General features: G+C 42.3%; 16 protein-coding genes. 2 read left to right on the forward strand and 14 right to left on the reverse strand.

All coding sequences use genetic code 11. The annotated features are described in order from the left end of the window. Both RMY32_RS18225 and RMY32_RS18230 read right to left on the reverse strand, forming a co-directional pair. On the reverse strand, positions 1–370 hold a 370-nt coding region (locus tag RMY32_RS18225), incomplete at its 3' end, for a CHASE2 domain-containing protein (RefSeq protein ID WP_322714279.1). 191 nt (positions 371–561) lie between these two features. Further along, complete coding sequence (locus tag RMY32_RS18230; protein WP_322714280.1) at positions 562–846, reverse strand: hypothetical protein; 285 nt, start codon at positions 844–846, stop codon at positions 562–564. Between the two features lie 753 nt (positions 847–1,599). On the opposite strand from RMY32_RS18230, the gene RMY32_RS18235 reads away from it, so the two are divergent. Then, complete coding sequence (locus RMY32_RS18235; RefSeq protein ID WP_322714281.1) at positions 1,600–5,439, forward strand: PAS domain S-box protein; 3,840 nt, start codon at positions 1,600–1,602, stop codon at positions 5,437–5,439. A 299-nt stretch (positions 5,440–5,738) separates the two neighbouring features. Here RMY32_RS18235 and RMY32_RS18240 read toward each other — a convergent pair whose 3' ends face one another. From RMY32_RS18240 to RMY32_RS18265, 6 genes are all read right to left on the reverse strand, one after another. Further along, the gene (locus RMY32_RS18240; protein ID WP_322714282.1) at positions 5,739–6,827 is read right to left on the reverse strand and encodes a sulfonate ABC transporter substrate-binding protein; all 1,089 of its coding nucleotides are present in this window, start codon (positions 6,825–6,827) and stop codon (positions 5,739–5,741) included. A gap of 88 nt (positions 6,828–6,915) precedes the next feature. Continuing rightward, positions 6,916–8,106, reverse strand: a complete 1,191-nt coding sequence (locus tag RMY32_RS18245; protein ID WP_322714283.1) for an aliphatic sulfonate ABC transporter substrate-binding protein — start codon at positions 8,104–8,106, stop codon at positions 6,916–6,918. 284 nt (positions 8,107–8,390) lie between these two features. Further along, positions 8,391–9,254, reverse strand: coding sequence for a TauD/TfdA family dioxygenase (locus RMY32_RS18250; RefSeq protein WP_322714284.1), 864 nt, complete (start codon positions 9,252–9,254; stop codon positions 8,391–8,393). Between the two features lie 37 nt (positions 9,255–9,291). Continuing rightward, positions 9,292–10,398: an aliphatic sulfonate ABC transporter substrate-binding protein gene (locus tag RMY32_RS18255; RefSeq protein ID WP_322714285.1), complete on the reverse strand. Its 1,107-nt coding sequence runs from the start codon at positions 10,396–10,398 to the stop codon at positions 9,292–9,294. A 307-nt stretch (positions 10,399–10,705) separates the two neighbouring features. Further along, entirely contained in the window at positions 10,706–11,527 is an 822-nt protein-coding gene (locus RMY32_RS18260) for a class I SAM-dependent methyltransferase (protein ID WP_322714286.1), read from the reverse strand. A 62-nt stretch (positions 11,528–11,589) separates the two neighbouring features. Further along, a complete protein-coding gene (locus tag RMY32_RS18265; protein WP_322714287.1) occupies positions 11,590–12,771 on the reverse strand; it encodes an acyl-CoA dehydrogenase family protein in 1,182 nt (393 codons plus the stop codon). A 50-nt stretch (positions 12,772–12,821) separates the two neighbouring features. On the opposite strand from RMY32_RS18265, the gene RMY32_RS18270 reads away from it, so the two are divergent. Further along, a complete protein-coding gene (locus RMY32_RS18270; RefSeq protein ID WP_322714288.1) occupies positions 12,822–12,953 on the forward strand; it encodes a hypothetical protein in 132 nt (43 codons plus the stop codon). Between the two features lie 184 nt (positions 12,954–13,137). Here the strand turns inward: RMY32_RS18270 and RMY32_RS18275 are convergent, their stop codons facing one another. From RMY32_RS18275 to RMY32_RS18300, 6 genes are all read right to left on the reverse strand, one after another. Further along, complete coding sequence (locus RMY32_RS18275) at positions 13,138–14,619, reverse strand: amidohydrolase family protein (RefSeq protein WP_322714289.1); 1,482 nt, start codon at positions 14,617–14,619, stop codon at positions 13,138–13,140. Between the two features lie 229 nt (positions 14,620–14,848). Continuing rightward, a complete protein-coding gene (locus RMY32_RS18280; protein WP_322714290.1) occupies positions 14,849–16,339 on the reverse strand; it encodes an amidohydrolase family protein in 1,491 nt (496 codons plus the stop codon). 269 nt (positions 16,340–16,608) lie between these two features. Continuing rightward, positions 16,609–17,625 (reverse strand): ABC transporter substrate-binding protein, encoded by a 1,017-nt coding sequence (locus RMY32_RS18285; RefSeq protein WP_322714292.1) that lies wholly within the window; start codon positions 17,623–17,625, stop codon positions 16,609–16,611. 285 nt (positions 17,626–17,910) lie between these two features. Next, on the reverse strand, positions 17,911–18,240 hold the full coding sequence (locus RMY32_RS18290; protein WP_322678249.1) for a ferredoxin family protein: 330 nt from the start codon (positions 18,238–18,240) through the stop codon (positions 17,911–17,913). Then, on the reverse strand, positions 18,237–19,880 hold the full coding sequence (locus RMY32_RS18295) for an FAD-binding protein (RefSeq protein ID WP_322714293.1): 1,644 nt from the start codon (positions 19,878–19,880) through the stop codon (positions 18,237–18,239). The genes RMY32_RS18290 and RMY32_RS18295 overlap by 4 nt, the downstream gene beginning before the upstream one ends. Positions 19,881–20,391: 511 nt before the next feature. Next, positions 20,392–22,203: an iron uptake porin gene (locus RMY32_RS18300; protein WP_322714294.1), complete on the reverse strand. Its 1,812-nt coding sequence runs from the start codon at positions 22,201–22,203 to the stop codon at positions 20,392–20,394. Positions 22,204–22,698: the final 495 nt, after the last annotated feature.

A 22,698-nucleotide genomic window follows, 5' to 3' on the forward strand; every position in this document is an offset into this window, starting at 1 on the left:
TATTGTCTTCTGGTCGGAAAAGATATAAACCAACAATTCGCGGTTGATAAGACTCTATTTTCTTTAATAGCTGATTGATTGTCCGATCTGATAGAGGCCATTTCTCGCGTTTGAGATCGTTATCAGTAATTTTTACTAGCACAATCCGCCGATCGGGTGCTTCTGATGGACGCGATCGCAACATCTGGTCATAAACTCTTAACTCCCAAGGCTGTAACCATTTGAGTTCCCGAATTCCCCAGATAAAGGCAGTAACTCCTATACTGGTAACAAAAATAATTTGTAGCCAACTTTTGCTCTTAGAAGTTTCACGGGAATCCTGAACTTTGACAAAAGGTACGCGGAGTTTTTCTAATAGTCCACTAATCACGGCGTCGAGGCGGTAGCCTGAATTGGGTAGATGTTGTCGGCACAGAAGTCAATTTTGGGAATCTAGGTTAAAAGCTAATTAACCTAAAGCTCCTATTAATGTAACAATTTACTTGTTAGTTAGAGATTTTGACGTATTCCTACTTTTAAAGCAAGCTTACGCCCAGCGTCAACCATAGAATTAGACAAGCCCTAATCATCTGTTTGAGATGTTGGAACATCTTCAACAGAATTGCTAATTGGGAAAGAAATCGGATTAGTAGATGGAGTTAGTGAATCTAACTGAGGTTGTTCAAGTGATGCTTCAATGCTGGAATCTGCAAAATAGGAGCCGACAATTTTATCATAGTTAGAAGCAACAGCTAAAAAAGCGCCACCCAAAATATAGATAGGTAACGGCAGATTAAACTCTTGCAACCAGTCAAACAGTTCTGCTAAGGCAAACAACACTAAAAAGCAAGCAAGCCAAACCTTCATATTCTTATCCCCTGAATTGAAACAATTCTATTACTAGCTTAAATAGCTTGCATCATAGTTGATGTAATACATAATCACCAACTTACAAGGTCTATAGCCGGAGATAAATGGAGTCAAAGTTATCGCAGATGCTATATTCCAATATTTAAGTAGGTGGGTGGGAAAATTTATTGTTGAAATAAGGCAGGAGGTAGGGGAGCAGGGGAGCAGGGGGAGAATTTATAACTTCTAACTCTTGGAAAGACTTGGGTTAATCGCGTCTCTAATGGTGCTACACCTACTTAATGACAAGCTAGCTGAATTAGCTAACATAAATAAGGAAGACTTCTTAGGCAAGAGTATTTGGGAGTTTCCTGACACAGTTAATGGCCTACTCTACACTGAACTGCACCGGGCTGTTGCTGAACATCGAATTTTTCAGCGCTCAAATTTTAGAACCTGACACCAATTTACTCAAAATGATGAGAGTGCGATCGCCACTCAAATTGGTCAGTTCATTGAGCAGCAGCGAAGCTCGTCACTATTGCCAGAAACGGAGGAAAAATATCGTCAGATTTTTGAAATTCCAGGTGTCTCGATTGGAGAGGAAAATTATACCATTGTTAAGTAGGTGGGTGGAAACATTTATCGTTGAGATCGGGCAGGAGGGAAGAGAGTTTTAGCCTAGTTAATTTTTCTTCATATAATTTGGTTTATTGTGCCGACTTACTTAAAGATTTAATTGATAACCTGAAAGCTCGAGAGGTTACAGATTTGCGACAAGATTTGGATGAACAGCAGCAAGTAGAAGAAAATCTGCGTCATAGTGAAGCACGCTACCGCTCACTGGCAGAAGCAAGTGCATCCATCGTCTGGAGCGCCGGGCCTTGGGGCAACGTTGTTGACGAGATTCCGACTTGGGAGGCGTTCACTGGGCAAAGTCCCGAACAATACAAAGGATGGGGTTGGTTTGAGGCACTACACTCAGATGACCGGACATCTGTAGCTGCTATTTGGAGACAAGCCTTTTTTGGGCGCAGCGTTGCAGTTGCCGAGTATCGCGTTTTGCGGCATGACGGCGAATACCGTGACATGGCTATACGCGGTGTGCCTATACTTGACGAATCAGGCGAAATTCAGGAATGGGTAGGAATGTGCGTGGATATCAGCGAACGCAAGCAAGCTGAGGCAGAACGCGAGCAACTGTTGGCGCTACTGAAAACAGAGCAGACTCGTTTGGTTGAAGCTAACGTTCTACTTGATACCCTCTTTAATAACGCCCCTGTAGGTATTGGTCTATGGGATGAGAAATTGAGATACGTTCGCTTGAATGACGCTTTAGCTGAGATTAACGGTTTTCCCCAAGAAGCGCATATCGGTAAGACCGTCGCTCAAGTGCTACCTGGAGTAGATCCTGCGGTGATGGAAGCTTTACACCATGCGATCGAGACGGGAGAACCTATTACCCAAGAGGCCAGTGGAGAGACACCCGCCGCACCTGGAAAGCAGCGGCACTGGTTGGTAAATTATTATCCGATTAAACTACCAAGTGATATTACTTGGGTGGGTGCAATCTGCCAAGAAATCACGGAGCGCAAGCAAGCAGAAGCCGAGCGGGAACAGCTGTTTGAGCGAGAGCAAGCGGCTCGTGTTGAGGCTGAAACTGCCAAAGAGCAAGTTACCAAGATTTTAGAGAGCATAACTGACGGCTTTCTTGCCTTTGATCGTGAGTGGCGCTTTACCTATCTCAATCATGAGGGAAGCAGAACTTTGGGGCGTTCCTGCGAGGATCTGCTCGGAAAAAATTTGTGGTCAGAGTTTCCAGAACTGGCTAATACTAGCTTTGGTCAACTTTATCTCAGCGCAGTTGCTCTAGGAATGCCGCTTGAGCTTGAAGATTATTACCCACCCTTTGATACATGGTTTGCGGTTCGTGCCTATCCTTCAGCCACAGGGTTATCACTTTATTTCCGTAACGTTAATCTACGCAAGCAGGCAGAGGCAAAACTGCGTGAGAGTGAGGCGTGTTTTCGGCTGCTGGCTGAGAATTCAACTGATATTATTTCCCGCCACACAGTAGATGGAATTCTTCTGTATGTTTCACCAGCTTGCTACACAGTATTGGGATATCAACCAGAGGAACTAGTCGGTCATCCCAGCCAGGAGTTAGTTCACCCAGAAGATTTGGCAGAGATTGCCAAGAATTACCCAGTCAATGCCGATTTACCAGATATTTATACCGTTACTCACCGCGCTCGTCACAAAGACGGGCATTATATCTGGTTGGAAGCAACTATTCGAGCTATTCGCGATCGCCAAACTCAAGAAATTTTAGAGATGCAAGGGTCTTCGCGAGATATCACTAAGCGCAAACAAGTGGAAGAGGAGCAGCGTTTCTTAGCTGAAGCTAGTGGGATTTTGGCTGCATCTTTGGACTACGAAACAACCCTAGCAGGTTTGGCGCGTTTAGCAGTGCCGGAAATCGCTGATTGGTGCTTAGTTGATATTATTGGTGACAATCAATTAGTTCGCCGACTTGCAACAGCCCATGCCAATCCAGAGAAGCAAGAATTGGTAGAACAGTTACAAAATTATCCGCCTGATTTGGCACAAACAGCAGGTGTTGCGAAGGTAATACGGACAGGCAAATCACAAATTACTCATTTTATTTCTGAGGAACAGCTCCAAGGGTTAACCCACAACGCTAATCACTTCAAAGTCCTGCAAGAACTAAATCCAACATCTGGGATGAGCGTACCGCTGATCCTTCGAGGACGAGTGCTGGGTGCTATAACTTTGGTATCTTCTTCAGGTCGTTTATACGATAACAAAAGCCTGATGTTAGCTGAGGAATTAGCTGGCCGAGCGGCGATCGCAGTTGATAATGCCCGACTCTACAGAGAAGCCCAGCAATCTCAACAGGCGGCTTTACGCGCAGCATCTCGCACTACCCGTCTGCAAGCCATTACCGCTGCTCTTTCTGAATCTTTAACTGCGACACAAGTTGTTGAAGTAATTGTAGAGCAAGGTATTGCAGCTTTGGGAGCTAGTTCTGTTTTTGTGGCACTACTGACTGAAAGCGGCACTGAATTAGAACTTATCCGCACTGTTGGCGGGCAACAAGAAATAATAGATTCATGGCGTCGATTCTCGATTAATGCATCCGCGCCACTGGCAGAAGCAGTCAGAACTAAGCAGCCTATTTGGGAAGAGCCAACCGAAGCGAGGATTGCTCGTTACTCAAATCTTGCCAAGGAATATGCTCAGTCCAACTACAACGCTTGGATTTCGATTCCATTGCTGATTGAAGGACAAGCTATTGGGGGAATGTCTCTAGCTTTTACCGAAATTCAGAAGTTTAATCAAGACGATCGAGCCTTTATGCTGGCACTCGCACAGCAGTGCGCACAAGCGATGGAACGTGCCCGTCTATACGAGGCAGAGCAAACCGCCCGGAAAACAGCAGAAAACGCCAACCGGATAAAAGATGAGTTTTTGGCGGTACTTTCTCATGAATTGCGATCGCCACTCAACCCAATTTTAGGTTGGTCAAAGCTACTCCAAACCAAAAAACTTGATGAAAAGACAATTCCTCAAGCGCTGAAGACTATTGAGCGAAATGCGAAGTTACAGGCTCAACTGATTGAAGACTTACTGGATATCTCCCGGATTTTACAAGGTAAAATCAGCTTGAATATCTACCCAGTCGATCTGACATCTGTGATTTCGGCAGCAATAGAGACAGTGCGGCTATCGGCAGAAGCTAAGTCAATAGAGATGCACATCAGCCTAGAACCAAATTTGGGGCAAGTTTTGGGTGACTCCAACCGATTGCAGCAAATCGTTTGGAACTTGCTCTCAAATGCAGTTAAGTTTACACCAGAGGGCGGACGGGTTGATATTCGACTATCGTCATATTCTAATGTCAACTCAGCACCCAGCACTCATAACTCAGCACTGATTCAAGTCAGCGACACAGGGAAAGGCATCGACCCCAATTTTCTGCCTTACGTGTTTGAATATTTTCGTCAAGAGAATAGCAGCACCACCAGAAAATTTGGTGGATTGGGGTTAGGATTAGCGATCGTCCGTCACTTAGTCGAATTGCATGGTGGGACAGTCCAAGTAGAAAGTGGGGGCGAAGATCGGGGGGCAACTTTTACTGTAAAACTACCGTTAATCCAAAATCAATTAGAGATTAAACAAGATAGTAGTAATTCTGAGCCATCTTCAAATTTGAATGGTGTGAAAATTTTAGTAGTGGATGATGATACAGATACGCGAGAATTTATTGTCTTCTTACTGGAGCAGTATGGGGCAAATGTGACAGCAGTAACATCAGCAAATGAAGCCCTAGCTACTTTAGCCCAATCCTTGCCAGATATACTTTTAAGTGATATTGGGATGCCAGAAGTGGATGGATGTATGTTTATCCGACAGTTGAGAACACTGCCACCAGAGCAGGGAGGAAAAATTCGCGCGATCGCCCTTACCGCCTATGCTGGAGAAATGAACGCTCAACAAGTACTAAGAGCCGGATTTAACAAGCATATAGCCAAACCAGTAGAGCCAAGCGAGTTAGTAGATGCGATCGCTAACTTAATCGCTGAATAAACCTGCTTCTATATGTTCGCCATTACTTGATACAGCTAAAACTAATTGTCAGTTTTAAATCATATAGCAACAGTCAAGGTGGTTAGGACATCAACAGACGATAAAACTTAGACACAAAAAGGCTTTTCACCCAGTCCCCAGTCCCCAGTCCCCAGTCCCTTGCTATATCTGTAAGAATATTTGCGATCGCTTGTTCCTTCCTTGGTTTTTACTTAACCAAACAATAGGCTTAACAAGTTAGTTGAGCAAATTGTTAAGCCCCTTGTTCAAGTTAGGCAAACTTCATATCTGATTATTCTCTACTTTTCACTTATCAGTGTTGGTGGAGTAATAGCTGCATATTCTTCAGGCGTGAGTAATGCTTCTTTAATATCAATTTTTTTGGGTAATATTTTTTCGTTATAGAACAAATCAGCAACATTTTGTTGAGCTTGCATTAGTTCTGGAGTAATTCCTCTTAAACGATAAGTAGCACGGCTAGAAATTACTTCCTGAATAGGTAGATCAATTTTGAGTACAGGTGCTATGAGTTTCGCTACTTCTTTACGATTCGCTTCTGCCCATTCACCATTTTTCTCAATTTCTTCTAAAATGGTGCGAACTAATTCGGGATTTTCCTTAGCAAATTCTCGTGTTCCTACATAGTATCCGCCTGGAGTACCGATATTGGTTGCATCTCTAAGCACACGAGCACCGTGGAGTTTTTCTACCAAAGCTAAATGAGGATCGCCAGTTACCCAAACTGGAATAGTGCCTTGAATAAATGCGCCACGGGCTTCCACATTGGGCATACTTAAGACTTGAATATCACTATATTTTAAACCTACTTCTTTTAAGGCTTGGATGATAAAATAGTGAGAAGCAGAACCTTTTTGAAAGACTACTTTTTGACCTTTAATATCAGCTAATTTTTTAATTGGAGAGTTTTTCGGAACTGCGATCGCACTACCTTTACCTGAATTAGGCCCAAGTCTTCTCCCAGCCAAATAGATGATTCTTGCACCCGCAGCTTGAGCAAAGATGGGAGGCGTTTCTCCAACAGAGCCAATATCAATTTTGCCCACATTCATTGCTTCCATAAGTTGTGGCCCTTGAGCAAATTGTGACCACTCTACTTTCAAGCCCAAAGGCTCCAAACGTTTTTCTAAAACTCCTCTGACTCTAACTAAATCACCAGAGCTTTGATACCCTATTCGCAGTAACTTTGTTTTAAAAGTTATAGTCTTAGCCCCTGCTGGCTCTGCTTTCGGAACGCTTCCTGCATTTGTGTTAGATACATTTGACGTACAACTTATTAAAGTACTAGATAAAGCCACAAAACCAGGGATTATAAATAAGGCTATTTTATTGATTACTGTTGTCTTATTTTTCACAAAATTATTAAACATTTCCCCCTCACTTTTTGATTAACTGCTGATTTAAAAGCATTAGCTAATAACGTAACTTTTTCAGTTTCTTAAACTTAATTACAGTTCTTTACTTATTAGATTTAATTGAATCAGGTGTGAATGCTGCATATTCTTCTGGAGTAAGTACTCCATCTTTGACATTAACCTTTTTTGGTAAAAGCCCTTGTGCATACCATAAATCAGCTATTTGTTGTTGTTTTTTAACAACTTCATCAGTAATTGGTAGCAGACCATATACTGCTTTACTATGAATTGTTTTGAGAGTGGGTACATCGATACCAACGTCACTCGTTTCAAGTTCTGCTAACTTATCAATATTTTTCTGCGACCAATCTTCAGCTTTAATAAACTCCTCTAGAAAAACTTTGAGAATATCAGGATGCTCTTTAGCAAATTTACGTGAGCTAGTATAAAAAATACCAATATCCTGAAGTCCTTGCCCATCTATTAATACACGACCAAGATTTTTTTGGACATTTCTAGTAATGTAAGGTTCCCAAATTACCCAAACATCAATTCCTCCCTGACTAAAAGCCACATTTGCATCTGGAGGTGGGAGAAACAGAGATTTTACATCACTCAGTTTTAGTCCCTCTTTTTGCAACGCTTTTAGCAAAACATAGTGGGCAATAGAAGCTTTTTGAAAAGAAACTTTTTTGCCTTTAAAGTCAGCAACACTTTTAATCAGAGAGTTTTTTGGTACTAAAAAAGAAACTCCTCTACCATTAAATCGGGTCGTTGCAATATACACAAGAGGCGTACCTGCGGCTTGAGCAAATATAGGTGGTGACTCAGCTGTAGCTGCGATGTCAAGAGAACCAGCATTTAACGCTTCTAAAGCTTGTGGCCCAGCAGCAAACTCTAGCCACTTGACAGTAAAATTCTTTGCTGCCAAACTTTTTTCTAGAGTTCCTTGCTTTCTCATCACTGCAAGAGAACCAAGCTTAGAATAAACAACTCGTAGTTCTTGTTTTTGGGGAGTATTAGAGACTGTTTTACTTTGAGATTGTGTACTAATTGGGGATAGTTGGTTTTGAGTATTTTTAGTTTCTTGACTACAACCAACTATGCTCATTGGTATAGTGAAAGTGCAAGCAGCAATTAATAAATATATATGTTTCGGCTCAATTTTATATTTAGCTTCTATAAGTTTAATATTTAGGCTAGATTCACATAGTATCTTGGTATTTTTGATTTTTGAGTGCAGAGGTTTATTGCTAGACAAACTTAACCTTTGCAAAGATTTGAAAAGCTTCATAATATTTTTTTAGTTAAGTTCAATAGTTCCCGTATTAGCGCTTTTAATGAGTGCTAACAACTCTGATTTTCAGTCTAGAGTCTATCAAAGTTGGTCTAAAAATAAAGTATTCATGAACACTTGTTTTTAACCAAAAAAATAATTTTTACTATTTTTGATTTACAAGCATAGAGTATGATATGTAGACAAGTTTTATTGGTCAAAAGTCCAGAATAACTCTTGACTTTTGACCAATAAAAGGTATATTTAAACGCTCATCAACTCAATCTTCTGAGCTATAAATCCTAAAAGGGACGACTACCTGCAAGGCTAACCCGCTTTAATACTCGTCGCTCATTCGGATCGAATGCTTGACGGTAATGTAAGGTAGCTTGATTATCCCAATAGACAATATCGCCTACAGACCATTTGTGTTGGTAGTAGAACTTGGGTTGAGTTAGATGTTGCCTCAATTGTTCAATCAGTTTAGATCCTTCTTCCGGCTCTAACCCGACAATTTCCACTTCTGTGGCAGCATCTAAATAAAGATGCTTTTTCCCACTCTCTGGATGGGTTCTAACTAAAGGATGGGGAAAGATCGGACTAATTAAAGGAATAGTTTTGTCTAAACGATACAAAGAGCGGGGTGCATTCCGATCTCGCAAAAATGGGTTGTAGGTAATTAACTGTAAATCTGCAATCCGTTCTTTGGTGGCTTCATCTAATGCCTCATAGGCTAAATTGGTATTTAACCAATAAGTATCTCCACCATGAGTTGGTATTTCCAACGCATAAAGAAGTGAACCACTAGATGGGATAGGAGTCCATTTGTGATCGGAATGGAAAGTGAGTTCTCCAGTACCGGTATAGCCACCATCAACATTGGAAATCGGAATCACCACCGGAGTTTCTCCTGGTTTAGAAGCCAATACTGGAGTTTCATCAGATGGTACAAAAAGCGCACCAAAGTATAGAGAAAAGTTCAAAAGTTGTTCATCGGATAGCTTTTGATTTTTGAAGATTAAGATGTGGCGATCGCGCAGAACTGCTTTAAGTTGTAAGATGACTTCAGGTGCGATCGCTTGACTGGCATCAAGATCGGTAACTATCGCTCCCAAAGGAGCATCAATAGACCTAATTTTCACCTTTGTCAAAGTCGAGGTAGACATAATATTCTCCTGAATTTTAGTTTCTTTTTAGGGATAACTACTTATTCGCTAGAACCTCTGAAGGAGTAATTTTGGCGTACTCTTCAGGTGTCAGGAATCCGTCTCTAACATTTACTTTCTTGGGGATAAGCCCTAAGCTGTACCACTTATCTGCAACTTCTTGTTGCTTAGTAATAGTTTTATCGGTGATTGGTAGCAACCCATAGTCATATTTTTTATGCATTATTTCTAGAGTTGGTGGATCTAGTTGAGTTACAGGAGCAAGCAGTTGTGCAACTTCTTTGGGATGATCCTTAGTCCAAATTTCTGCCTTTTCTAACTCCTCTAGAAACACTTTGATAACATCAGGATGAGCCTGATAAAACTGGCGTGAAGTTGAATAAAAGTTGCCAGTATCCCGCAACTTCTCACCATCGGCTAAAACACGAGCTATTTTATTTTGTACATTTCTGGTAGCAAATGGCTCCCAAATATACCAAGCATCCACCTTATTCTGACTGAATGCTGCATTTGCATCTGGCGGCGTTAAAAAAACTGATTGGACATCGCTCAGTTTTAGTCCGGCATCTTCTAAGGCTTTAACTAATAAGTAGTGACCGATAGAAGCTTTCTGAAAAGCTACTTTTTTACCCTTCAAATCGGCAACACTTTTAACAGGAGAGTTGACAGGAACTAAAAGTGAAATAGCTTTACCACTGGGGCGTGTAGTAGCTAGATAAACAAGAGGCGCTCCGGCTGCTTGTGAAAATACAGGAGGCGATTCGGCTGTAGATGCGATATCCAGTCCATTGGCATTTAGGGCTTCTAGTTGTTGTGGTCCAGCCGCAAACTCAGCCCACTGTACTTTAAAACCCAGAGGCTCTAATCGCTTTTCTAAGGAACCCTGTTTTTCTAAAATTGCTAAAGCAGTAAGTTGTTTTGAACGTACAATCCGCACTACTTGCTTCTCAGTTGACTTCTGTGTAGTGCTAGATGCAGCTACAGACTTAGGGGAAGCTGATGACTGCTGAGTGTTATTTTTGGCTTCACCACAACTCGATAAGACCGTCGATAGCATTAAGCAGTAGCCCAAAGCAAACAACAACGAACGACGTGTTGTTCTCTGGTTTTTCCTAAATTCAAACTTTCCTTTTAAAGCTGGCATGGGTTGTTTTATTGATTTCCCTCTAAGTGGTTGAAACGTGATGATTAATTGCTATGTGAAAAAACAAAAAATCTTTTTTATTAAGTTATTTAATAAGTAAAATAAATATTTTTACTCAAAATACCTTATCTATTAAATTAAGAAATAGGTGGGTATAACCCACCCTGAAACGACTCGAGGAACTGAGAATTTAATAGTTAGGAGGAAAAAGTTAGGAAGTGGAGTGAGAAAGACCCACTCCAAGGGGATGCTAGTGGAAGATTGAAATGTGTGAATGAAGCTCTGTTTTAATTTGAGTGCAATTTTGTTAGTGTTTCCAAGCGACTAAAATTGTAGCTTTGAGTTCTTCTGTAAAATTTCCAGACGGCTCAACTGCTAGTAGCGCTTCTCTAAGATCCTTTTCAAATGCTGGAGCGTTATCACCATAGAAAATTTTCAGAGAGAAGGCTGTAGTGTATAAATAGCCGAGATAGCTATCGATAGTCCAAGATTTTTCAAATAGCACTTCATAGTTTTCTTGACGAGCAAAAGCTGAATTACCAATTACAACTTCATGGGGAGGATCGAGTGGTTTACGAATGCCTTGTCCTCGTTGTCCAGTCCGGCGTTCTTCACCTAGCCATTTTTTCACTACTCCAACAGCAGCTTGCTTCCAAGGTAGATTGCTTTCCCAAGGGTTATCACCAGTCTGAAGCAGTGCTAATGCACCATCATCAGTTAACAATTCATAAAGGCTCTCAAGTACTAGTTCGCGTTCCATCCAGTGGAAGGCTCTACCGATAGTGGCTAACTTAAATTTTCCTAAACTAGCGTCGATGAATTCTGCGCCTTGTTGTAACCAAGTGATATTATTTGCTCCGACTGCTGCTGCTTGCCGTTTAGCTTCTGCAATCATGTCGGGATCGGGATCGATCGCTACAACTTCCTCAAATTTGGTACGCAGACCAATTGAAATTAATCCTGGGCCAGTACCTAAATCAAGGAGTCGTCCTTCACCATTGAGATTAAATATTTCGGCTAGTTTGTCGAATACAATCGGTGGGTATTTGGTTCTATATTGAGCGTAACCCTCAGCAGCTCCCTCAAATAAACTTGGGTCGTAGGTAGGAAGTGTTTTTAGTTGAGTCATTAGATTTTAGATTTTGTATTTTAGATTTTGGATTGTAGAGACGCGATTCATCGCGTCTTTGGCTAAGAATATTGCGTGATAACGGGTAATTCATCATTGAGTACCCAATCGCCGATCGCTCGCAATTTGTAGTCCACAGGATCGTGCAGGGTAAAGGTTCGCAAATCCCGCCAGTAACGGTCAAATCCATACTTAGTTGCAGTGGCGCGTGTTCCCGTAACTTCAAAAATGCGGTTGGTAATATCTATACCTACACGGGTAGCTAATGCCTTGGACGCAGAAACTGCGATCGCAACTTCTCCCCTCTCTTGATGAGTAAGTTCTACATCTTTCTCCCATGCTGCTTGTACCTTCTCAACTGCTTGGTCAGCTAGAGCGATCGCAGCTTGAATTTCCACCCAAAAGTCTCCGTAATGATGCAGAATATATGGGTCTTGAGTAGCACTATCTACCCCTGATGTAATCCACGGCTGTGTAGTAGTTTTAGTGTACTCACGAGCGGCGGCGAAAGCTCCTTTAGTAATTCCTAAATAAACGTTGGTTTTTGTTAGCTGGGCAATAATCCCAAGAAAAGTTGAGAAGGCACTATCAGAGGGATTTGGTGGCCCCAAAATCTCATCTTTTTCTACTAAAACATTGTTAAATGTATAACTACCGCTATCAGTGCGGCGTTGCCCAATATTATCCCAATCTTGATTAGAAACTAACCCTTCTCTGTCTTTGGGAATGATGAATATGAAAGGCAATTCTACGCCATCTTCCAAAGCGGAGAATACTCGGTAATCGGCAACGGAAATACCTGTACCAAAGCTTTTAACACCATTAACTCGAAAGTTCTCACCTTCTGGATTTATTTTCAGCCTAGTATCCTTTGTATTAATTGCATTTGCCCAAAATAAGTTATTTTTAGCAGTTTCTCGATAATATTTTTCTTTTTGGGCTGGTGTGCCGGAAACGTGACCCAAAGCTGTCAAGTTGAGATGATTACCATATAACTGACCAATTGAACCATCTGCTTTTGATAGCTTTCTAACAATTTTTAAAGCATCAATCCAAGTTGCACCAATGCCACCATATTGCTTAGGTACAATCAGTGGTAGCAGTCCACTTTCACGCAGTTTATTAATTTCCTCTTCTGGAACTCCAGCTTTAGCATCCCGTTCAACTGCGGATTGAGCAAGTTCCTTGGATAGAGAAGCTGCTAGGTCAATGTAATCCTTTGGTTTTGTTATATCTAGTACCATAATTAAATCATTTTTGTGTAGGTTAGTTTTTACAAACCAATGCAATCAAGGTGCAAGTAAATGCATCAAAGGTGCAACCCGATGCAATCAAGGTACAAGTCGATGCAACAAAGGTGCAAGTCAATGCAATCAAAGTGCAAGTCGATGCAATCAAGGTGCAAACCGACGCATCAAAGATGTAAACCGATGCAATGAAAGTGCAGATTGTGGGTATTAGACACAGAATTTAGAGAAATGTAGAGTGGGCAGGGCCCACGCTACAAGTGAACAGAGGAAATGGAACATGGAACGTTGTTATTGTCCTTTGTCATTAGTCCTTTGTCCTTTGTCCTTTGCAAATGACTAATGACCAATGACCAATGACAGTTATTTCTTAGCCGCTAGATATTCGTTTGCGGCTTTCTCAACACCTGTACCCTTGAAGAAGTCTTGATTGAGACTGGTGTACAACTCTAAGGGATGGATTGAGAGGAAGTAGCGGAGGTCTTCTTCGGTAATGATTTCGCGTTCTGCCATTGAGTAGGCGTTGGCTGTAACGGCGGTGATATCAGGCACATCCCAGTGACCGGAATCTGAACCCAAGAAAGCTTTAACTCTGTCGCCAAAGGGATTAGCGGCACGATTAAAAGCTTGAGCTACACGGGTATCATCTGATTCTGTACCGAAGTAGAAATGATTCAAGAAGCGATCGCGCACATCTTCTGGCTTCTCTATTCCTGCTAGTTCAAATTCGTCGAGTTCGCCCGGATTTTCTGGCGCTAATAATTGATGGTGAAATCCTAAACCATCACCAATTTTATCTAAGCGTCCATTTACAAGTTCGCCACCGTAGCGGGTGTACAACTCTACTAGTGCTTCCTTATCGATAATCGCAGGATTGTTATTTGACAACAGATGTTGTTTGTTGCGAGTTTCCCAATGCCAAATAATATCGGCGTATAGACTAGCACCCCAAGCTGAACCGCCTTCCAAGAAGGCAAACTTCAATTGTGGGAAGCGGCGAGTAACTCCACCAAAGAACAGCGATTTGCATAATGCTTCGGCTGCAAAGGCGAAGTGATTAATGTGATTGTACTGGGCGTTGGTGACAGAACGCTGAGTTGTCCAACCTTGGCTAGAAGCGTGAGTTGTGGGTACAACTTTCAGTTCTTGGCACTTAGCCCAGAATGGATCGTAATCATACTCGCTATCTAAGCCAAAGTTATCAATCCAAACTACTTCGTTAGCCACTTCTTTGCCATACTTCTCAAAGGCAGGAATTGGACGACGAACATAACCGGGAATTTGAATTGCTTTGAGTCCCAGAACATTTACCGCATATTCCAACTCTTCAATCCCTTCTTCGGGAGTATGTAGGGGAATGGCGGCGATGGGTGTTAAGCGATCGCTATAAGGACGGAAAATATCAGCATGGTAGGTGTTAACTGCCCGACAAACAGCCCGCCGCATTTCTTCGTTGCCGATATTCGGGGCCATTGTTGCCAAATTGGGGTACACAACGGCAAAGTCTGTACCTGCTTCTTGCAAGCGTTCGTGCAGCAACTTGGGCAAGCTAATGGTAGCCAAATTCAAAGTGTTTTTTGTCGGACGACCCCACCAGTTAGGGCGATTAGTGCGATAAGCAAAACGTTCTTCCCAACTTTGCTTGTACCACTTAAAGCGGGAAGATCCTGGTAAATTCTCTTTGAAACGTTCAACAAGTGCAGTTCCACCAACTTGCTCTAAATAATCCAAGACTGCTGGTTCAAATTCTTGGGTATGTACATCGGTGTCAACGATTGGATAACCAAGTTTTTCCCGAATCTGAGCAGACCTGGTTTTTTGTGGGCGGTCTAGAGCGATCGTCATGATAGTTTACCTTAGATTGGGTACTGGGGATTGGGGATTGGGGATTGGGGATTGGGGATTGGGTACTGGGGATTGGGGATTGGGGATTGGGGATGGGGCATTGGGGAAGGTGGGGTTCCCTCTGGGGATAAGGGGTAATGGGGATTGGGGATGGGGCATTGGGGATTGGTTATTAATTCTTTTCCCTCATCTTCTTCATTCCTAGTCCCCAGTCCCCAGTCCCCAGTCCCTAGTCCCTAATCCCTTTCCCAGCCAAAAATTCATCTGCGGTTTTCTCAACAGCCGTACCTTTGAAGAAGTCACGATTCAGGCTGGTGTACAACTCCAAGGGATGAATTGACAGGAAGTATTGCAAATCTTCTTCGGTGATAATTTTGCGTTCTACCATTGAATAGGTATTAGCAGCGATCGCAGTAATATCAGGTACATCCCAGTGACCAGAATCAGAACCCAAAAATGCTTTAACACGATCGCCATAAGGATTAGCTTTGCGGTTAAAAGCTTGAGCTACACGGGTATCATCCGATTCTGTCCCGAAGTAGAAGTGATTCAAAAAGCGATCGCGGATATCTTCTGGCTTGGTAACTCCGGCAACGGCGAATTCATCTAAATCACCTGGTTCTAGGGGAGATAATAAATCAGCGTGGAAACCTAAACCACTACCTAGCCGATCCAAACGACCATGTACTAATTCACCACCGTAACGGGTATATAGTTCTAACAGTTCTTCGCGATCGATATTGGCAGGATTGTTATTTTCCACCAAATGGTCTTTATTGCGAGTATCCCAGTGCCAAATCAAATCGGTGTACAAACTAGCACCCCAAGCTGCACCTCCTTCTAAAAAGGCAAACTTGAGCGTGGGGAAGCGGTGAGTTACACCACCAAAAAATAGAGATTTACATAGTGCTTCCCCAGCCGATGCAAAGTGACCAATATGGTTGTATTGGTAATTGCTAATCGAACGCCGATTGATCCACCCCATACCGGAAGAGTGGGTGGTGGGTACAACTTTCAGTTCTACACACTTCGCCCAGAAGGGATCGTAATCATATTTACTATCCAAGCCAAAGGTGTCAATCCAGATGGCTTCGTTGGCTACTTCTTCGCCATACTTCTCGAAGGCGGGAATCGGGCGGCGGATATGTCCGGGAATTTGAATTGCTTTGAGTCCCAGCACTTTCACCGCATATTCCAATTCTACGATCGCCTCTTCGGGCGTATGCATGGGGATAGCGGCAATTGGTGTTAAGCGATCGCTATAAGGACGGAAAATATCAGCGTGATAAGTGTTAGTTGCACGGCAAACAGCCCGCCGCATCTCTTCATTGCCGATGTGTGGAGCCATTGTTGCCAAGTTGGGGTACACAACAGCAAAGTCTGTACCAGCTTCTTGTAAGCGTTCGTGCAGCAACTTCGGCAAACTAATAGTAGCTAAATTTAGGGGATCGTTAGTGGGACGAGTCCAGAAAGGAGGACGGGCGGTGCGGTAAGTGCGGCGTTCATCCCAAGATTGCTTAAACCATTTAGAGCGAGATGCACCGGGTAAGTGTTCTTGAAAACGCTGTGCGAGCGCAGTTCCAGCAACTTGCTCTAAATAGTCCAAGAATGCTGGGGGAAACTCTTGAGTATGTACATCGGTGTCAATGATCGGATAACCTAGTTTTTCCCGAATTTGAGCAGACTTAGTTTTTCTGGGACGGTCTAATGCAATAGTCATAGGTTCTACCTTATTTTTCAATTGTATTGGGTAGATAGTACTGATTAAGAAGGTTGTCTACTTTCTTTTTACCAGCATTTTTTTGAAGAAGTTGCGATTTTTCTTTACATCTAATGTGGCGAGATTAGTAAAGATAAAATCTCGAAAATCAGCAAAGCTGATCGTATTCTTCTCCACAAACTTGTATATATTAGCTGCAACAGCAATATTCATAAAATCTTCCTCTAAAGTGAGGAGTATTTTTGTGTAACAAGCTCAGACAGATAAAATTAACGAGGCTGTTCTTTAGCAACCCAATCTGTTAATTTAAAGTCGGATTTTGCTAAACCTTGCGAGACTAAAAATTTCTTTGTCCCTTCTAAAAGTTTCACGCCTTCGGCTGGTAATGGTTCTTCTGATACCTGTTTGAGTGGGAATGATACTTTAATGATGTTGATGGGATATTTAGTAGTTTGAGCATGGTACTGATAATATTCTTCAGAATTCGCTTTTAAATCCTTCGCTGCTAGGGTGAGAATTGCATTAAATTTCTGCGGAAAATCAGGTTGTTTCGCCAAAAAGCTTTCGGTTGCAACAACTAATGATGTCCCTGATAAACCCTGATGATTTCCCGAAGAATCAATCACTGGAAACCCTTGTGATTTCAGAAAAAGCCCGAGATCGCTGGAAGTTGCATAAGCTGCTACATCACCACGTTCTAAAGCAGCTTTTGCTTCAGTAGTCATTAAGTGAACAACTTTTACATCTTTGGCAATTTTAGCTTCAGCTAATAGACCCAACAGGTATCTATGCATATAAGAACCTTTTTGAGTAGCTATTTTTTGACCTTTCAGTTCAGCAAGCGATCGCGCACCATTTTTTTTCGCCACTAACCAGGCGGTTGTATCAAATTGAGTAATTCGCAGCAGTCGCGTTTCCTGACCCCTTGCTCTCAAAATTATGGCTGGTGTATCGCCTAAAGAACCAACATCTAATTGTCCGGCAACAAGCGCCTCATTTAGATCCGGGCCGTTAGGAAATCTTGCAAAAGTAATGTTTTTAAATCCTGCTTTTTGCAACTCCCGATCTAAAATTCCTTTTTTATTTGCCCAACCAAGTGGCCCTGTCGGTGCTGAACTACCTACATAACCTATACGTAGTGTAGAAATATTATTGGATGCAGCAACAGTGTTATTGACATTAACAGCCTCAATGGATTGAGCAGATTTAGTTTCGCCTTGGCTACATCCTGTAGTAACTAACAGTAGGACACAAGCCACAGAGGTTGATAATCTGGTACTAGACATAAGGTATCTAGGGCGTGTTTTCAAACCTCTGGTTAAGCAAACTAGTCTTTGAAGATCCCCCCAACCCTCCTTAAAAAGGGGGACTTTAAGAATTTCTTTTTCTCCCTTAAAAAGAAGGGCTTTAAGAATTTCTTTTCCCCCCTTTTTAAGGGGGGTTAGGGGGGATCTTCGAGTTTGAAAACAGTCACTAGACTCAAAATTCCTAACTTTTCTAGGACTACGTTCTGCTTCCTGCTTCTTGCCTCCAGCCTTCTTTAATGCCAGCATGACTTTTTCTTTGCCGTACTATTTCATCTGCTTCAAAATTTGGAATGTTTCATCGGCTTTTGCTGTTGAGGTGCGTTTATGTCCCCAACCAACATTTTCACGATAACTACCCAGTAGCCCTACTTCTGCCAATTCTGCCTCGTTGACTGAAGTGGTTACATCACTTTCTGGTGCAACATAAAGAGCATCAACTGGACAATACAACTCGCACATATAACAGGTTTGGCAGTCACTCTGTCGAGCAATGGTTGGCGGTGCATCAGGTACGCGGTCAAATACGTTGGTTGGGCAAATATTCACGCAGATATTACATTTTATGCACCGCGACTCGCTGACCAACTCAATCACACTGCTGCTCCTATTTTGGATTTTAGATTTTGGATTTTGGATTGGAAAATATCTTCTGCATTCAGTAAAGGCTGAGTTTTTACCCAGACTCGATCTAATCCGCCACTAATCAGGTGATGTTGCTGGTTAGCATCAAGTTCTGGATAGTCTTGATGTTTGTGCATACCACGAGTTTCTTTACGTTCAATGGCACTGCTGTACATCCATCGCGCTGTGGCTACCATTGCCGCAGCTTCTCGCGCTCTGGGAAGCTCTTTCTCTGATGTTACCTGGCTACTGCGGAGTTCTTGCCAAAGATGATTTAGCTTACTCAAAGACTCGGTTAAGCCTTGTTCTGTACGGAAATAGTTCTTTTCGTAGGGGAATACTTCAGCTTGGACTGCTTGAATAATTTCGTCAGTTGCTAAGGAGCGATCGCTTCCACTTTCTAATCCTACCCCTCCAACTCCCTTAGCTTGTCGTTGAGTTTTCTGTTCTCCCAAATTACGGCTATATTCAGCAGCGGATTTCCCCGACCAATAGCCAGAAGATATTGCCCAAGCAGCATTATGACTACCACCGCCAGTAAATCCGCCACAAATCAGTTCGCGTGTAGCGGCATCTCCAGCCGCATAGAGTCCTCGTACAGAACTGGCACAACTTTCATCTACAATCCGAATCCCCCCCGTACCGCGCACAGTTCCCTCTAGGCGAAGAGTCACAGGAAAACGTTGGGTAAAAGGATCGATACCTGCACGATCGAAGGGTAAAAAGAAGTTGGGCTGTGCTAAACGCATAGATGGCCGCATCGATTCTGCGGCTTTGTCTATGATGGCGTAAACTGGCTGTTGCAGTAATGTCTGGGCTATTACTGAACGTCTATGAGAACTTGCCCCTGGAATTACAGTACCGTCTTCGTAGGTGAAAGTTGCCCAATTATAAAACAGGGTTTTGGTAACTGAAGAAAAGGCGGGAGAGATGCCATAAGCATTGGAGAATTCCATACCCGACATCTCGGCTCCGGCTTCTGCCGCCATCAGATAACCATCCCCCGTCAGGACGTTGCATCCTAACGCTTTACTCAAGAATGCACAGCCACCTGTAGCGATAATTGTGGACTGCGATCGCACTATCCATTTCTCACCAGTTTGACGGTTTACACCTGTTGCACCAGCAACAGCACCATCGTCATCAACCAGTAATTCTAAGGCGGGGCTGTTGTCTAAAATCTTAACCCCAGCGCGTTGAATTTGCCGCCGCATCAGTCGCATATACTCCGGCCCTTGCAGCGATCGCCGGTAGGGTTTACCTTCATCGTCGGTAGGGAAGGGATAACCCCACTCTGCTAACTGATTGACGTTTACATAAGTCTGATTCAGTACCCGATCCATCCAGTTGCGATCGGATAAAAACCCACCTAACGATTCCCGACTTGCCTTTGCTGTTTCTCTTGCTTCGGGATCGGGTGGCACGTACCACACACCATTTCCAGATGCAGCAGCGCATCCAGTTGTGCCGCAATATCCTTTGTCCACCAAGACAACTTTAGCTCCACTTGATGCAGCACTCCATGCCGCCCAAGTTCCAGCCGGCCCACCTCCAATCACAAGTACATCTGCTTCTAAGTTGAGTTCAAAATCGTTTGTTAACGTCTTTAGCATCTACCATTTCCCTCCATCAATAAACTCTTAAGCATCAAGTCTTCATCCCATCCATGCTGCAAAATAAATATTTAAAAATCTAGAAATTGCGATCGCTTAATACAGGTTCTAACTAGCTTGACATTAATTAAATACTTTATCTTTATCGGTAAACCGTAGTTTATGACTTAATAAAGTCTTTCACAGTTTTCGGCAAAAAGCAAGCATTTTACCAAACAACTTCAAACGTAAATTTATGTAAAATTAACGGAATTATCTTTCTCAAGAACTTGCTTTGTAACGTCTTTTGTGTAGTGGTCGAATTTTAGTTCATAAGATACTTAAATTCGATAAGTTTGCCGTAGTTTAATAAATTTTTCTAAACGGTTTTGTCTAGATAGAAAAGACACGAAATTGAAATGTCTTTGTCTTGCGACAGTAACATTCGCTCCCTTAAGACTCAAGAATCCCCGGACTTTTGATTAAACGAATGTAAGTCCTGTTTTTATTCAGTCCGGGGAGTGCCATTCGGTTAAAACCTAAAGACAGTACGAACCCAAGCAAATAAACTATCAGGATTGCTGGAATCCGAATCAGGTGCAGTAATCCAGATCAAACCTGGCGTAACCTCAATATTATCTCCGATTTTATATTGGTAGAATGCCTCAACGTGCAGAGAAGTATCTCTGTCCGCTTGTCCTAGACCTTTTCCCAGATTTATATTATTACTAAGACTGATGAGTTTTGGCTCCATACCAACTAAAATCCCCCCTAAAGCACCTTCACTAAAAAGATCCGGGAATGCCAGTCCTACGGCCCAATCCATAGCTTCACCATTTCCGCGCCCCAAATAGGTGTGTACCCCATAACTTATCCACCCATTGATTGCCAACTTGGAATTAACTTGATAGAAGGCCTGTAAGCCATAAAGGTTGCCTAGAGTTGCTACTCCATCCACAGTGCTGTTTACCAGGTTACTCCCGACTGCTGGGCCAAAATTTGTCCCACTAAAACCTATTGTCCTTGGTGGGCTATAGGTATTAACGTAAGTTGCAGCTACCCGAAAATTCCGATTACCGGAGTAGTATATTAACTGTGCTAAAGCTAAATATCTGCCTGTAAATAAGCCGTTATTAAGTGTCGGATTACCACCGTTTGGTGCGCTGTACGCTATCCCGAATTGAACCTGTTTGCCTAATCCCTGGAGTATGGCAATTCCAGGGCCGCTATCTCCATAGTTATAGACCAAAGACCGCCGTGAAAATCGCGAAATCCCATTAGCACCAGTCGCAGAAGACGATTCAAAATATGGGTTAACCGGACCAGAAAGACCTATCTCACTAGCTCCGTCAGACAAGGGATAAATGTTGACTTGGGTATTTGGAAAAGGTAGAAACCGATAGCGAACACCACTGAGAATAAGAGTGTTGCGTGCAAAAGTAATACTGGAGTTATCAGCAGTTCTCCCCTCATAAGTTCCCAATAATCCAGCTCTTGTTTGTCCGAGTGATTCAATATTTCCACCTCCTATTGTTATACCTAGTGAATCTTTACCGTTAAAACTGGTGTTTAACCGTAAAGTCGTTGAGCCTTGAAGTGTGAGATTGTTAGGTGCTGGTCTCTTAGTCTCGACATTATTACCCGCCAGAAGTTCGCCAGCAACAATCTGGACTCTACCTATAAGTTTGGTTGTGGTCGTAAACTGAGTTGATTCTAACTTCGCATTTCGTGCTTCCAAGCTATCTACGCGTCCCCGAAGTTGAGCGAGTTCTGGAGAAAATTGTTCTTGTAGTTTTTTGATGGTATCCAAGTCTTCGCGTTTGACTAAATCTGTCGTTGAAGTCGCTATTAGTTCATTGAGGCGATCTAAAGCTGCATTCAACCCAGCGGCAAATTCATAGCGCGTTAGGGAGCGATCGCCTTTAAATGTACCATCTGTATATCCTGCAATTACACCGTAGCGCTCAACTAGAGACTGTAATGCTTGAAATGCCCAATCTGTCGGCTTAATATCTGATAGTTGCGAGACGGATGTAACTTGCCCTGCTGCATTCTTTGGGGTTTTTTGGTTAGTTGGCGGTGTAGCTTGCAACAATTGTGATACAGGTATCACTCGATCTTGCAGCTCGTTTGGAGCTTTTTTAAGAGTGACTGGTGCAATTGAAGTGTCTACTGTTTGATTGACAATTGCTTCTGGAGCTTTGTTCTCTTCTACAATAGTAGATACATCAGATTTAGGTAATTCAGCCTGACTTTTAGCTGGATGAAAAACCAGTATAGCTAGAATATCTAGCACAGAAATCAGCAACACTATGGATCTATAATTCCAGCGAAATTTCGACATGACTCCTTAACTCCTCAACCTTAAAGATGAATAAAATCGCCCTTTATTTGACATAAAAGACAAGACAAATCATTGCTCTAATGTTTATAGAAAACGATTAGAACATAGGTTCACCAGGGCTTTAGCCGCTAAAAAAGTGCAAAATTTTGATAAATATTGAAACCAGTACTAAGTAGTTAAATGCCCAATAAAAAATTCGCAACAAACTAAGAATTCTGACGTTTAAAATAATCCTCAAAACATCTAGAATCAGACAATGACTGCCTTAGCAAGGACTTCTCTACTTTTAAGGGAAACTCAACCACACGCTATATGAACTGATCCTTCTAATACATCCTAAAATCCTTTTTTTGGGTTATGCTGTATAAAGTTCATCAATGACTATTGACATTGACTCAAGCTTGATTTCGATTCGATTATTTGCCAATTAACATTAATTGAAAACACTATTTTCTAATCAGCTATATTTTGACAGCATCAAGCGTTACTGAAGTA

Source organism: Nostoc sp. ChiSLP03a (assembly GCF_034531215.2).
GTDB lineage: Bacteria > Cyanobacteriota > Cyanobacteriia > Cyanobacteriales > Nostocaceae > Nostoc.

Coding starts and splice junctions, on each gene's coding strand:
- RMY32_RS18230 (WP_322714280.1), bottom strand. CDS start 846: ATGAAGGTTTGGCTTGCTTGCTTTTTAGTGTTGTTTGCCTTAGCAGAA.
- RMY32_RS18240 (WP_322714282.1), bottom strand. CDS start 6,827: ATGTTTAATAATTTTGTGAAAAATAAGACAACAGTAATCAATAAAATA.
- RMY32_RS18245 (WP_322714283.1), bottom strand. CDS start 8,106: ATGAAGCTTTTCAAATCTTTGCAAAGGTTAAGTTTGTCTAGCAATAAA.
- RMY32_RS18250 (WP_322714284.1), bottom strand. CDS start 9,254: ATGTCTACCTCGACTTTGACAAAGGTGAAAATTAGGTCTATTGATGCT.
- RMY32_RS18255 (WP_322714285.1), bottom strand. CDS start 10,398: ATGCCAGCTTTAAAAGGAAAGTTTGAATTTAGGAAAAACCAGAGAACA.
- RMY32_RS18260 (WP_322714286.1), bottom strand. CDS start 11,527: ATGACTCAACTAAAAACACTTCCTACCTACGACCCAAGTTTATTTGAG.
- RMY32_RS18265 (WP_322714287.1), bottom strand. CDS start 12,771: ATGGTACTAGATATAACAAAACCAAAGGATTACATTGACCTAGCAGCT.
- RMY32_RS18275 (WP_322714289.1), bottom strand. CDS start 14,619: ATGACGATCGCTCTAGACCGCCCACAAAAAACCAGGTCTGCTCAGATT.
- RMY32_RS18280 (WP_322714290.1), bottom strand. CDS start 16,339: ATGACTATTGCATTAGACCGTCCCAGAAAAACTAAGTCTGCTCAAATT.
- RMY32_RS18285 (WP_322714292.1), bottom strand. CDS start 17,625: ATGTCTAGTACCAGATTATCAACCTCTGTGGCTTGTGTCCTACTGTTA.
- RMY32_RS18295 (WP_322714293.1), bottom strand. CDS start 19,880: ATGCTAAAGACGTTAACAAACGATTTTGAACTCAACTTAGAAGCAGAT.
- RMY32_RS18300 (WP_322714294.1), bottom strand. CDS start 22,203: ATGTCGAAATTTCGCTGGAATTATAGATCCATAGTGTTGCTGATTTCT.